The organism is Sphingopyxis sp. P1IMeth2 (genome assembly GCF_900185685.1).
Classification (GTDB): Bacteria; Pseudomonadota; Alphaproteobacteria; order Sphingomonadales; family Sphingomonadaceae; genus Sphingopyxis; species Sphingopyxis terrae_A.
In genome coordinates, this window is the sequence record NZ_FYAT01000001.1 from 55,637 (window position 1) to 68,831 (window position 13,195).

The 13,195-nt window shown below is 64.0% G+C and carries 7 protein-coding genes; 2 read left to right on the top strand and 5 right to left on the bottom strand.

What is annotated here, in order from left to right; all coding sequences use genetic code 11:
* Positions 1-82: 82 nt before the first annotated feature.
* From P1IM2_RS00260 to P1IM2_RS00280, 5 genes are all read right to left on the bottom strand, one after another.
* The gene (locus P1IM2_RS00260; protein ID WP_186401057.1) at positions 83-2,125 is read right to left on the bottom strand and encodes a glycoside hydrolase family 97 protein; all 2,043 of its coding nucleotides are present in this window, start codon (positions 2,123-2,125) and stop codon (positions 83-85) included.
* Positions 2,125-3,765 carry an alpha-amylase family glycosyl hydrolase gene (locus tag P1IM2_RS00265; protein WP_186401058.1) on the bottom strand — a complete coding sequence of 547 codons (1,641 nt, stop codon included), beginning with the start codon at positions 3,763-3,765 and terminating at the stop codon, positions 2,125-2,127. The genes P1IM2_RS00260 and P1IM2_RS00265 overlap by 1 nt, the downstream gene beginning before the upstream one ends.
* Before the next feature lie 15 nt (positions 3,766-3,780).
* Positions 3,781-5,559: an alpha-amylase family glycosyl hydrolase gene (locus tag P1IM2_RS00270; RefSeq protein WP_186401624.1), complete on the bottom strand. Its 1,779-nt coding sequence runs from the start codon at positions 5,557-5,559 to the stop codon at positions 3,781-3,783.
* A 26-nt stretch (positions 5,560-5,585) separates the two neighbouring features.
* Positions 5,586-7,091: a tryptophan halogenase family protein gene (locus P1IM2_RS00275; protein ID WP_186401059.1), complete on the bottom strand. Its 1,506-nt coding sequence runs from the start codon at positions 7,089-7,091 to the stop codon at positions 5,586-5,588.
* 74 nt (positions 7,092-7,165) lie between these two features.
* Positions 7,166-9,991, bottom strand: a complete 2,826-nt coding sequence (locus tag P1IM2_RS00280; protein ID WP_186401060.1) for a TonB-dependent receptor — start codon at positions 9,989-9,991, stop codon at positions 7,166-7,168.
* A gap of 307 nt (positions 9,992-10,298) precedes the next feature.
* On the opposite strand from P1IM2_RS00280, the gene P1IM2_RS00285 reads away from it, so the two are divergent.
* Both P1IM2_RS00285 and P1IM2_RS00290 read left to right on the top strand, forming a co-directional pair.
* Positions 10,299-11,333, top strand: a complete 1,035-nt coding sequence (locus P1IM2_RS00285) for a LacI family DNA-binding transcriptional regulator (RefSeq protein ID WP_062900909.1) — start codon at positions 10,299-10,301, stop codon at positions 11,331-11,333.
* A 102-nt stretch (positions 11,334-11,435) separates the two neighbouring features.
* Complete coding sequence (locus P1IM2_RS00290) at positions 11,436-12,929, top strand: MFS transporter (protein WP_186401625.1); 1,494 nt, start codon at positions 11,436-11,438, stop codon at positions 12,927-12,929.
* Positions 12,930-13,195 lie beyond the last annotated feature (266 nt).

The following is a 13,195-nucleotide window of genomic DNA, read 5'->3' on the forward strand; positions in this document are numbered from 1 at the left end:
CCTGCTTCTCCAAAATAGTCCTATCGACGATAGGTGATGTCGTTATCGCGATCCGTAGGGTCGGCCATAATCAGGACGCGTATCATTTACCCGCGGCAAGGCGCATGGCGGCGCCGCCGCCGGGCGCGAGCCACAGGGTATAGCTATCACCCTTTTTCACCTTGATCCTGTCGTATGCGATGCTGTGCCGCGCATCGGTCAGATAAGTGGCGCCGTCGCCGTCCTTATAAATCGTCGCGACGTAGGTTCTGCCCGGTTCCAGAAAGTCGAAGCGCAGCGTCAACGTCCGCGCCGTCGCATCGTTGACGCCGCCAACATACCAGTCAGCACTGTTGCGGTCCTTGCGCGCGAAAATAGCATAATCCCCGACCTCGCCCGCGATCAGGTGGCTTTCCGACCAGTCGGCCGGCACTGTCGAGATGAAATCGAGCTCGCGCGGAAACTTCTCCAGCGTTTCGGGGAAATCGGCCGCCATCTGGATCGGCGAATAGATGGCGAGATAGAGGCCGAGCTGCTTCGCCAGCGTCGAAGCCAGCGGCGCATGGTTCGCACCCTCGAGACTGAGGACCCCTGGCGTGAAGTCCATCGGCCCCGACAGCATCCGCGTATAGACGAGCGTCGGTTCGTGATCGGGGCCGTTTGCGAAGGCGCCCCAGGCATTATATTCCATGCCCCGGGCGCCTTCGCGTGCGACCCAGTTGGGATAGGTGCGGCGAAGGCCGGTGTCCTTCACCGGCTCGTGCGGATCGACCGCCACATGATATTTGGCGGCGGTCTGGACGACCTTCAGATGATGCTGCACTTGGCGCTGGCCGTCGTGCCACTCCATCGCAACGCTGTCGGCGGTGTCGCCCGGCGCGATGATGCCGCCCGCGTCGGCGACATAGCCGGTCTTGACCGTCCCGACGCCGAGCCGGCCGTACAGCTTCATCGCATCGTCGAGCTGCGCCTCGTAAACCTTGATATTCCCGCCGGTTTCATGGTGTCCGATCAGCTGGACATGCTTAGCGCGGGCATAGTCGGTAACCGCCTTCAGGTCGAAATCGGGAGTCGCCTCGGTAAAGCTGAACTCGTCGCCGTGGCCGAACCAGTTGCCGTTCCAGCCCTTGTTCCAGCCCTCGACCAGCACGCCGCCGAAGCCGTGCTTGGCTGCGAAATCGATCGTCGCTTTCGTGCGCTCGGTTGTCGCGCCATGCTTCGGCCCCTCGGCCCAGGTCCAATCGCCGCGGATCATGCCCCACCAGATGCCGACATATTTCATCGGCTTGAACCAGCTGACATCGCCCAGCTTGTTCGGTTCGTTGAGATTGAGCTCGAGGTCGCTTTCGACCAGCCCCGCCGCGCTGTCCGCAATGCGGATCGTGCGCCATGGCGTCGCGAACGGCAGGTCGCGCACGACGCGCGGCCCCTTCGACGAGGGTGCCAGCGTGGCGCGGAATTTCTGCCCTTCGGCGCGCTTCAGCCACATCCCCGAATAGTCGACGAGCGCTGCCTCGTGGAACGACAGATGCGTCCCGTCGTCGAGCCGCACGGTCATCGGGGTGTGCGCGGTGGCGACGGCATCGACCGGCGTCTTTTGATAGATTTGCTCGTACCGGTTCCACTCGCCGGCGGTGATCCACCACGCAGTGCCCTTGGGCACCAGGTCGAACTCGGTGATTTCGTCGGCAATCTTCGCGGTCTTGAGCCCCGCCTGCTCGGGGAGCTCGTAGCGAAAGCCGATGCCGTCGTCGAACAGGCGGAAGCGGACGTTCATCGCATGGCCGCCCCAGCTTTCGTTCTGGCGCAGGCGAACGAGCAGTTCGTTGTGGTGGTCGCGCACGAAGCGGCGTTCGCCCCAAGGCTGTTCCCAGCGGCTGTCAGCGCTCGCGCGCTCGATGCCATCGATCGCGAAGCCGCGCTGGAGGCCGATCCCGTCGGTGAGCAGGAAGCCGAGCTTCGACGGCGCGAACAGCAATTGCCCCTTGCGCGACAGCGACCAGGTCGGCCGCTGATCGTTGTCGGTCGCGACGGTCAGCACCAGGCTACCGTCGGGCGAGGTTGCGGTGACCGACGCGGGCGCCTCCTGCGCGACGGCGGGTGACGCGGCGAGAAGCGCGAGCGGGGCAAGGCGAAGCATGGACATCAATGTTCGATCCGGATCCAGAGGGCACCGCAAGGCGGCAAGGTGTCGGCGTCGGCCCCATTGATCGCCACGATCGGCGTTCCGCCGCGATGCTGCGCGGCAATGTCAATGGACTCCCCGCCGAGGTTGAAGAGGCAGCGGATCGTTTCGCCTCCGGTCACGCGGTCGAAGACCAGCAGGTCGCCTTCGGCTACCCAGTCGCCGTCGCGGCCGTGACGGAGCGCGGGATGCGCTGCCCGCAGCGCGACGAGCCGCCGCGTCAGGTTGAGCAGCGACGCGGGGTCGCTATCCTGCCGGTCCACCGCGAGGCCGGCGTGCGCGTCACCCAGCGGCAGCCACGGACTGGCGGACGAAAATCCGGCATGCGCCGCATCCCCCGCCCACGGCAACGGCGTCCGCGCGCCGTCGCGCGACAGGGTCAGCGGCCAGTTCTTCAGCGCTTCGGGATCCTTGACCATCTCGAACGGGATATCGACCTGATCGAGCCCCAGTTCCTCGCCATTATAGATGATGATGTTGCCGCGCAGCGCACACAGCAGCGCCATCTTCATGCGCGAATAGGCGGCGGCATCGACGCCGGCGGGCGTCCAGCGCGACACCGCGCGCGGCGCGTCGTGGTTTTCAAAGGCCCAGCTCGGCCAGCCGATACCCGGCGCGTCGGGCCATTGCTCGGCAGCTTCGCGAACGAGCTTCGGCGTCAGCCGGTCGGCGTAGAGGAAGTCGAAACCATAGGCGCTGTTCAGGCGCCGGTCGCCCACGGTGAACAGCTTCATCTCGCGCACCGCATCGTCGCCGCCAACCTCGGCGACGGTGAAGCTGCCGCCATATTCGTCGGTCAGCGCGCGAATGCGTTCGAGGAACAGCGGGATGTCGGGATGCGACTGGTTGTAGATTTTCAGCTGAAAATCGAACGGCCGGGTGCGGACCTTGTTCGACGGCGGCGCCGGCGGATTGTCGCGCAATTCGGGATCGTGCATCGCAAAATTGATCGCGTCGATGCGGAACCCGTCGACGCCGCGGTCGAGCCAGAAGCGGACCACGTTCAGCAACGCATCCTGCACCGCGCGGTTGTGGACGTTGAGCTGCGGCTGGGTCCCCAGGAAATTGTGCATATAATATTGGCCGCGCCGCGCGTCCCACGTCCATGCCGGACCGCCGAACACCGACTGCCAATTAGTCGGCGGCGAGCCGTCGGGCTTCGCATCGGCCCAGACATACCAGTCGGCCATCGCATTATCCCTGCTCGCACGGCTGGTCGCGAACCAGTCGTGCCGGTCCGACGTGTGTGCAAAGACAAGGTCGGTCGTCACCTTCAGACCCAGCGCGTGCGCGCGCGCGACGAGCGCGTCGAAATCGTCGAGCGTCCCGAAGATCGGATCGACGCCGTAATAATCGGCAATGTCGTATCCGAAATCGTCCATTGGCGAGGGATAGAAGGGCGACAGCCAGATTGCATCGACACCCAGCGAGGCAACATAATCGAGCCGCGCGGTGATGCCGGCCAGATCGCCGATCCCGTCGCCGTTTGAATCGGCAAAGCTGCGCGGATAAATCTGGTAGATCGCCGCGCCCTTCCACCACGGCAGGTCGGCGTCGGCGACGGCGTGCGGTTGTTTGGCAAGGCTATGGTTCGTCGTCACGCGTCGTTTTTCCGCTTATTCGTTGGCCTGGCATATGGCGGTGCCGAAGGCGGGGAGAGTGAGGGACAGGCTGCCCGGTGCGGCGGCGTGCGCCGGGCAGTCGCCAAGGAGCGACGTAAAGGCCGCGCTTTTCATGTCGATGGCAATATTGGCCGAGACGGGCGTTGCAGACGTATTGAACGCCAGTAGCACTTCGCGGCCGGAGTCGGGATCGAACCGCGAGACCGCGAGCAAGCCCGGCTTTTCCGAAATGGCGCGCAGCTTCGTCGTCCCGTGCAGCAGCGCGGGCGTCTTGCGGCGGATAGCCGAAAGCGCCGCGATCTCGCGGTAGAGCGGATGCGCCGGGTCGAAATTGGCCGACGCCGTGGTCGCATCGGTGCCGATCAGATCGTTGTCGTTATAGACGTCGACCGTCGAGGCGAACATGTCCTCGCGCGCGAGCTGGTCGCCCCCGTCGGACACGAAGCCCTGCTCGTCGCCATAATAGATCGTCGGGACACCGCGCAGCGTCAGCAGCATGGCATGGCCCAGCATCACGCGCTTCAGCAGGTCGTCGGCGTTCGCACCGGGGTTTGCCTGCTTCACGAACATCGCGAAGCGGCCCATGTCGTGGTTGCCGAGGAAGGTCGGGAGTTGCAGCGCCGCGGCCGGCCCGCCCTTGTACAGCACATCGCCATCGAACAGCCGTTCGAACACGGCGGTTCCGGTTGTTCCGCCGACCGCATCGATCACCGCGCGCGCAAAGCTGAAGTCGAGCACCGCTGGCAATCCGGCGACGCGCGTGTGGCGCGCCAGCGATCCGGGGTCGACCGCGTCGTTATAGACTTCCCCGAAGATGTGGAAATTCGGAATCCCCCGCGCTTTCGCCCGCGCCAGCATCGCGGGCACGAAGGCCTGCCAGAATTCGGGGTTCACATGCTTCGCGGTGTCGATGCGGAATCCGTCGATCCCGAACGCGTCGATCCAGCGGCCATAGATGTCGATGAAGCCCTGCACGACCTTCGGATCCTCGGTCGCGAGATCGTCTAGCCCTGCAAAATCGCCATAGAGCGCAGACTCGCCAACCCAGTCGCTGTTGCCGCGATTATGATAATAGATCGGGTCGTTCAGCCACGCCGGCACCTTGGCCTTTTCCTCGCCCTGCGGCACGACGGGCGTATAGGCGAACGATGGATCGGTCAGCTTTGCCCAGTTTTCGGGCGAGCGATCACCGTCGCCGACGAAACCCCGATTGATCGCCGCGCCGCCGGCACCGCCGCGCCGTGAAAAGGGATAATCGGCAAGGCTGCGATAGCGATACCCCGTCCCGTCGCCTTCGGTGTAGCGAATGACGTCGGCGGTGTGGTTGGTGATGATGTCCATATAGACCTTCATCCCGCGCGCGTGCGCCGCGTCGACGAAGGCCCGGAATTCGTCATTGGTCCCGAAGTGCGGATCGACGCGCGTGAAATCGGTCACCCAATAGCCGTGATAACCAGCGCTTTCGTCGCCCTTGGGTCCCTGCACCGGCTTGTTCTTGAAGATGGGGGCGAACCAGATCGCGGTCGCGCCCATCCCCTGGATATAGTCGAGCCGCTTCGTCAGCCCGGCAAGATCGCCACCGTGGTAGAAGCCCTTGGCCGACGGATCGTAACCGGTTGCGAGCCGGTCGCCCGTCAGTCCGCCGCGATCGTTGCGCGGGTCGCCATTCTCGAACCGGTCGGGCAGGACGAAATAGATCACTTCTTCGGTCGCGGGACGCGCGCGGACGTCGGCGAGGCCGGCCTGCGCCAGCACCGGAAGCGGCGCCAACATCAGCGCAAGCGCGGCGAGCCCGCGGATCACGCCGCCACCGCCGCGCGCGAGGTCGCCGCAAGGAAATCGTCATAGCTCGCCATTTGCGCGACCTCCGCTTCGACCATCGCCGCGACGCCGGCCATATAGCGCGCGAGGTCGTCGGCGCCGATCCCATCGGCGAGCGGATGCCACGCGCGCGGCGCAATCCCCTGCCCCACCAGCACTTGCAGCCAGCCCGATTCGGTGAACAGCTCCTCATGCTCGCGGAAGATGAGCCCCTGCGCGCGGAACAGCTCGATCTTCGCCGCAAGCGTGTCGGGAACCGGCATCTCTGCCCGGTCGCGCCAATAGGCCGTGTCGCGGCGTTCGGTCGCCTTGAAATGCAGGATGATGAAGTCGCGGATACGCTCCCACTCGAAGTCGCTCTGCCGGTTGAACTCGGCGGCGACGGCGGGGTCGGCAGCGCCCGATGGCAACATCTTGAGCAGCCGCGAAATGCCGGCCTGCACCAGATGGATGCTCGTCGATTCGAGCGGCTCCATGAAGCCGCTGGCCAGGCCAAGCGCGACGACATTGCGGTTCCACATCCGGCGCCGCTTGCCGCTGACGAAGCGCAGCCGGTTCGGTTCCGCCTGCGCGGGTCCGTCGAGATTGGCAAGCAGGGTCGCGACGGCCTCGTCGTCCGTTACATGGTCCGAAGAATAGACATAACCATTGCCGATCCGGTGCTGCAGCGGGATACGCCACTGCCAACCCGCGTCGCGCGTCGTCGCGCCGGTCCACGGCAGCTGCGGCGTGGCGCCGTGCGCGCACGGCACCGCCACCGCGCGATTGTTGAGAAGCCAGTGCGACCAGTCCTCATATCCGGTTTCGAGCGCGTCCTCGATCAGCAAGCCCCGGAAACCCGAACAGTCGATGAAGAAATCGCCCTCGACAGACCGCCCGTCATCGCACGCGACGCCGGTGACATCGCCGGTCTCGCCATTCAGACGGACATCGACAACTTTCCCCTCAATCCGCTCGACACCGCTCACTTCAGCGCGGCGGCGCAGAAAGGCAGCGTAGAGCGCGGCGTCGAAATGGAATGCATAGGGCATCTCGAGCAGATGCGGCGATGTGCGCGGCGCGCCGCGCTGCATTCGCCGCGCGTACGCGGCCCGCTCGTTGAGAGAATAATGGTCGAGCGTTTCGGCCACCCCGGCCGCCCGCGCGCGCAACCAATAGTGATGGAACTCAAGCAGGCCGAGCCCGCGCCCGACCGCGCCGAAGGCGTGCATGTAGCGATGACCGGGCCGCGTCCAGCCGTTGAATTCGATGCCGAGCTTGATCGTGCCCTGCGTCGCGGCAAGAAACTCATCCTCGTCGATGCCGAGTGCGGCGTTGAACAGACGGATCTGCGGGATCGTCGCCTCGCCGACGCCGACGGCGCCGATCGCGTCCGATTCGACGAGCGACACCGACCAGCCCGCCGGCAAAAAGCGGCGCAAGCAGGCGGCCGCCATCCAGCCTGCCGTGCCTCCGCCGATGATAACTAGCCGCATGGGGGACATAAGATCAGCCTCTGCCCTGTAGCGCAACAAGAGGACGGGGGCGGCGCGACCCGGCCGCCCCCGTCAGGGAGGGTTCAGAATTTGAACGAAGCGCCCGCGAGGTAGCGGCTGCCATAGACCTGATAGTCGATCACCGCCCGGCTATCGCGCGGATCGTCGGTGACGAAGGGCTCGTTCGTCAGATTCTGGCCCTGAATGAAGAGCGACAGCCCCTCGAGCGCGCTGCCCGGCTGGAAGTCATAGCCGATTTGGGCATCGACGATCGTCTCGGCGCGGGCGCGGCGACGGACACGATTGCCGCCGAAGCCCGACAGCTCGCCGATGAAGCTCGACCGGTAGCGCGCGCTGACGCGAGCGTTGAAGCCCCATTTCTCGAAATACGCTGTGCCGTTGGCGACCCATTTCGAATAGCCGGGAATATCCTGGGCCGGCGCACCCGGCGTCGGCTGGATCTTGGTCTTCGTATAGGACGCACCGCCCGTCACGCCGAAACCGTCGAGCGCCGATACCAGCTCACCAAGGGGCAAGGTACCCGCCAGTTCGACGCCGTAAAGCTTGCCGCCCTTGCCGTTGATCGGGACGTTCGCGGTGCCCAGATAGTTCACGATGATCGGATTGCCGTTCACGTCGAGGCCCGGATCCTGGATCGGATAGCCGGTGAAATCGAAAGCGACGTCCTGATTGTAGATATAGCTCTTCAGATCCTTGTAGAAGAGCTGCACCGCCAGATAACCCTTCGACCCGAAATATTTCTCGAACGTCAGGTCGGCGGCATTGGCGCGCCACGGACGCAGGTCCGGGTTGCCCGCGTCGCCGCGGACGACGGCGCACTGGCGGCCGACGGGGCAGACGCCGTTGCCGACGTCGCCGATCGTCGTGCCATATTTCAGCGACGCGCGCATGTCGTCGAGGCGCGGACGGATGATCTCGCGCGCCAGGCTGAAGCGGACCACGAAATCGCTGGCGGTGCGCAGCGACAGGTTCAGGCTGGGCAGCACATCGACATAGTCGGTGCTCGCACGCTGCGGGATGCCCTGGATGTTCGGCGAACCGTTCGCATTCTGGCCGATATAGGCGGCGCTCGCACCGTTCGAGTTCTGGTCGGTGAAAATCGCCTGCACGCCGACATTCCCGGTCAGCACCGACGAACCCATTTCCTGGTCGATGTTGGCCTGGAGATAGGTGGTCATCAACTTTTCGGACACGTCGTAGGATTTGACCACGACGTCGCCATAGGGATTGGCGACCAGCTGGTAGATGCCGGCCGCGAGCAGGTCGCGCGGGTCGTAGCTGACGACGGGGCCCAGCCCGAGGTAGGACAGGTTGGTCGTGCCGAGGCGATATTGTTCGGGGATCGACACGCTGGTCAGGCCGTCGGTGTTGGCGACGAGACCGACAAAGGCTTCGTCGGGAACCAGGCTCTTGCTGCGATCGGTATAGTTCACGCCGAACTGCACCGATTTCAGGAAGCCGTCGAGCTCGCGTTCGACTTCGACGCGATATTGCCAGAGTTCGTCCTTGATGATGCGGTTGTTGTAATAGCCGTCCTGGCCGCCGCGGATGCGCGTACCGTCGACACCGGTCTGGTCGCCGCCCCAGCCGAGCGGGCTGGTGAGCTGGATCAGATCATAGTCGCCATAGTTCAGGCCGGGGCTGAACACGGTGCCGTTGCGGTCGCTGCTGAAGCCGATCGTATCGGTCGCGCCGACGCCCGCGCCGCGCCCGGTGCCGGCATTGCTTTCGAGGATCAGTTCGTTGCGGTCGGTCTTCGACAGGCTGATATCGGCGGTGACGTTCCAGCCGTTGTCGCCTTCCCAGCGGTTGTTCCAGCCGAAGCTGTAGAGCTTTGCCTGCCGTTCGAAGACGTCGTTGCGCACGACCCCCTCGACATTGGTGAAGGTGCCCGACCGCGCGAAGACATATTGGCCGCTGCTGTCGACGTCGGTGACATTGACCCCGGCGCCGCCGAAGGCGAGGGGCAGCTCGATGCCGCGCTTGATCTGGTCGTCCTTGAAGTCCGAATAGAAGGCATCGATCGTCGAGGTGAAATTGGGGCTCGGCCGCCACTGCACCGTGCCCTGCAGGCCAAGCCGCGTCAGCTGGGTCGAGGTCGCGTAGCTTTTCGACCCGCCGATGACGACCGGGTTCGCCGCGGTACCGTCGCCGGCATAGCCCCAAGCGTTGAATTCCTGGATCTGATAGGGTTCGTCGACATAGCTCGCCGACAATGCGATCCCCAGCGTGTCGTTCGCGAACTGGTCGACGTACACCCCGTTGACGCGGTAGCCATATTTCTTCGACCCGGCGTTCAGCTTGCCGATTTCGGCCCAGCTGCCGCGCCCGCCGACCGAGATGACGCGCTTGCCATAGTCGAGCGGACGGATCGTGCGCAGGTCGACGGTACCCGAAAGCCCCTGCCCGACGATCGACGCCATCGGGGTCTTGTAGACGAGCACCTGATTGATGACTTCGCTCGGATACTGGTCATATTCGACCGCGCGGTTGTCGCCGGTCGAGGTCTGTTCGCGGCCGTTGAGCAGCGTGGTCGAGAAGTCGGGAGCGAAACCGCGGATCGAGATCGCGTTCGAGCGCCCCGATACGCGCTGCGATGTCAGGCCCGGCAAACGAGCGATCGATTCGGCGATCGAGGCGTCGGGCAGCTTGCCGATATCCTCGGCCGAAATCGATTCGACCACCTGGTCGCGGTTCTTCTTGGCATTGACGGCGCTTTGCAGGCTGGCGCTGAAGCCGGTGACCACGATCTCGCCCTCGCCGCTCGAATCGTCCGCAGACGAAGCGCCGGTATCCTGTGCCAAGGCGACGCCCGGCGCGAAGACAATCGAGGCGAGGCCAAGTGCGAGGGCACTGCCGCCGCGGCGAAGGCTTTTGTTGTTTGTCATCTATGCTCCCCTGGCTTCGACGGGTTCGCGCGCCCAGCATCAGGGGAAGCGGCTGCCAGCCGCGACTATCCTCTCCGATGCGTGGGATGATCCCATCTTTCGCCCTCGCAATTGAGGCCAATCGGCTGCGAGGGCCATAGGGTATACGTATACGCATAATATGCGCATTCCCGACGTGTCGCCCAAATGCCACAGCGGCTGTTCGAAGCGCGATGGGACTTGCAAAATCTTGGCAGGACCGCGGTCGCCGGTTACTTTGTACGCGCTGAGCGACCAACGATAAGGGCGCCGCGACCGGGAGAACAGCATGGGCCGACCACCCTCCGTCAAGCCGACGAGTTTCGACATCGCCTATCTTGCCGGCGTCTCGCAGCCGACGGTCTCGCGCGCACTGCGCGGCAGCAAATCGGTCAGCGCTGCGACCCGGGCCAATATCGAACGCATCGCACGCGAACTGAATTACATGGTCGACAAGAATGCGTCGAGCCTGCGCTCGCAACGCACCCACACGCTCGCGCTGCTCTTCTTTGAAGATCCGACGCCTGACGAATCGATGATCAACCCCTTCTTCCTGTCGATGCTGGGATCCATCACCCGCGAATGTGCGCTGCGCGGATATGACTTGCTCATCAGTTTTCAGCAGATGCACAACGACTGGCACGTCGCCTATCAGGACAGCCACCGGTCGGACGGGATCATCCTGCTCGGCTATGGCGACTATCAGCTGTATCTCAGCAAGCTCGAGCATCTGGTCGAGATGGGCACTAATTTCGTTCGCTGGGGCTCGGTGTCGAGCGATGGGATCGGGTTGACGGTCGGGTCGGACAATGTCGGCGCGGGCGAACAGGCGGGAGCACACTTGGTGGAAATAGGCCGCCGGGCGATCGCCTTCCTCGGCGATGCGTCGGACCATGCGCCCGAATTCCAGGACCGCTACACCGGTCTGTGCCGTGCGCTTCGTGCCGCCGACATCGTGCCAGATGCCGCGCTTCAACGCGACGCGATATCCTCGGAGGCATCGGGCTATGCCGCGGCGCAGTCGTTGCTCGCTGGCAGAAAGCGATTCGACGCGATCTTCGCGGCAAGCGACCTGATCGCGATCGGCGCAATGCGCGCACTCTCCGAAGCAGGGCTGAAACTCCCGCAGGATGTCGCGATCATCGGCTTCGACGACATTCCCGCCGCTGGCCTGACCTCACCGACGCTCACGACGGTCATGCAGGACATGAAGGGCGCAGGGACGCTCCTTGTCGATGCTCTTCTCGCCAGCATCGACGGGCGACCGGTCGAGCAACGCATGTTGCCCGCCCGGTTGATCAGGCGACAAAGCACAGCAGTTTAGTCAACGTATTCGTATACGTGGTTGCCGCGCGCTTGCCCCGCACGCCACCCGCTGCAACACGTCTTGCCGACAACAGCCGTCAGCGGCCATGGGAGAGAGATGATGGAAAAGCCGCGGCAGGGTTTCGCCGGCATGTGGAACGTCAGTTTCGGCTTTTTCGGCATCCAGATTGGTTTCGCGCTGCAAAATGCGAACATGAGTCGCATTTTCCAATCGTTGGGCGAGGATATCGAGAAATTGCCCGGACTGTGGGTCGCGGCACCGCTGACCGGGTTGCTCGTCCAGCCGATCATCGGCCACATGAGCGACCGTACCTGGCTCGGCCGCCTTGGTCGGCGGCGCCCCTATTTCCTTGCCGGCGCCATGCTCGCGACGATCGCGCTGTTCCTCATGCCCGAAAGCCCGTCCATCTGGTTTGCGGCAATGATGCTGTGGGTTCTCGACGCATCGCTCAACATTTCGATGGAGCCCTTCCGGGCGTTCGTCGGCGATATGCTGCGCAAGGATCAGCACAGCATCGGTTATGCGGTGCAGACCGCCTTCATCGGTGCCGGTGCGGTCGTCGGCTCGTTGTTCCCGGCGCTGATGGAGGCGGCAGGCGTCGCCAATGTCGCGCCACCGGGGCAGATTCCCGATACGGTTCGCTATGCTTTCTGGTTTGGCGGACTGGCCCTGTTCCTCGCTGTGTTGTGGACCGTCGTTTCGACCAGCGAATATACCCCTGCGCAGATGGCTGTGTTCGAACCCGCGAATGCAGACGATGCTCCGACCGGGCCCGCGCTGGCGTCGCGCAGCCACATCGGCAACGTTGGCTGGATTGCCGCCGGGCTGGCAGTCATCCTGATCCAGCTCGAATTTGCGCTGCTGCGCGAGGTGCTGCTGCTCGGCACGCTGTTGATCGGTTATGGCCTGGCCAGCATGATTGCCATCGCGCTCGCGCGCCGCGGCTATGAAAAGAACATGCTGTCAAGCATCGTCGGCGACTTTGCAGGAATGCCGCCGCTCATGAAGCGGCTCGCGGCGGTACAGTTCTTCAGCTGGTCTGCGCTGTTCATCATGTGGATCAATACCACGCCGATCGTCGCCCAATATCATTTCGGCACGACCGACGCGGCCAGTGCGGTTTATCAGGCGGCGGGCAACTGGGTAGGCGAGCTGTTCGCGATCTATAACGGTGTCGCGGCCGTTGCCGCTCTGACGCTGCTGCCGTGGTTGTCGCGCCATCTGGGACAGGCGCGGACGCACATGGTGGGGCTGGCCTGCGGCGCGATCGGTTTTGCGAGTTTCTTTTTGCTGCGAGATCCGACGCAGCTGATCTTCAGTGAAATTTTCATCGGTATCTTCTGGGCCTCGGTCCTTGCCATGCCCTATGCGATCCTTGCGTCGAGCCTGCCACAGGCAAAGCTCGGCATCTACATGGGTCTCTTCAACATATTCGTCGTCATCCCGCAGCTTCTGGTCGCCACAGTCATGGGGTCGATCATGCAAGCGCTTTTTCCTGGCGAGCCAATCTATACGATGGCCTTTGCGGCGCTCGCCCTGATGATGGCGCTCGCCGCCATGGCGCGTGTCGACACGGCATCGATCACCCAATAACCGCCGCCCTGCTGCGGGTCGCGGCCGAATGTTCCGGCCCTCATCAGGCTTTTTGGGAAGGCAGGTGGTGGTCGTTACGTGATGACGTGGACAGCCTCTGCACTAGCGTATCCGTGCAACGATGCGGCCGTTGTCCTCTATGTTTCTCGAACTGCCCCGCGGCGACTTCCGGACAAGCCGGGCTGCCGACGAACTGCCCGATTTCAGATGCAACTGCGAGGGTCGGCCTTGATCAGCTTAGTGAGAAAACTGGGGTTTTCCGTCCC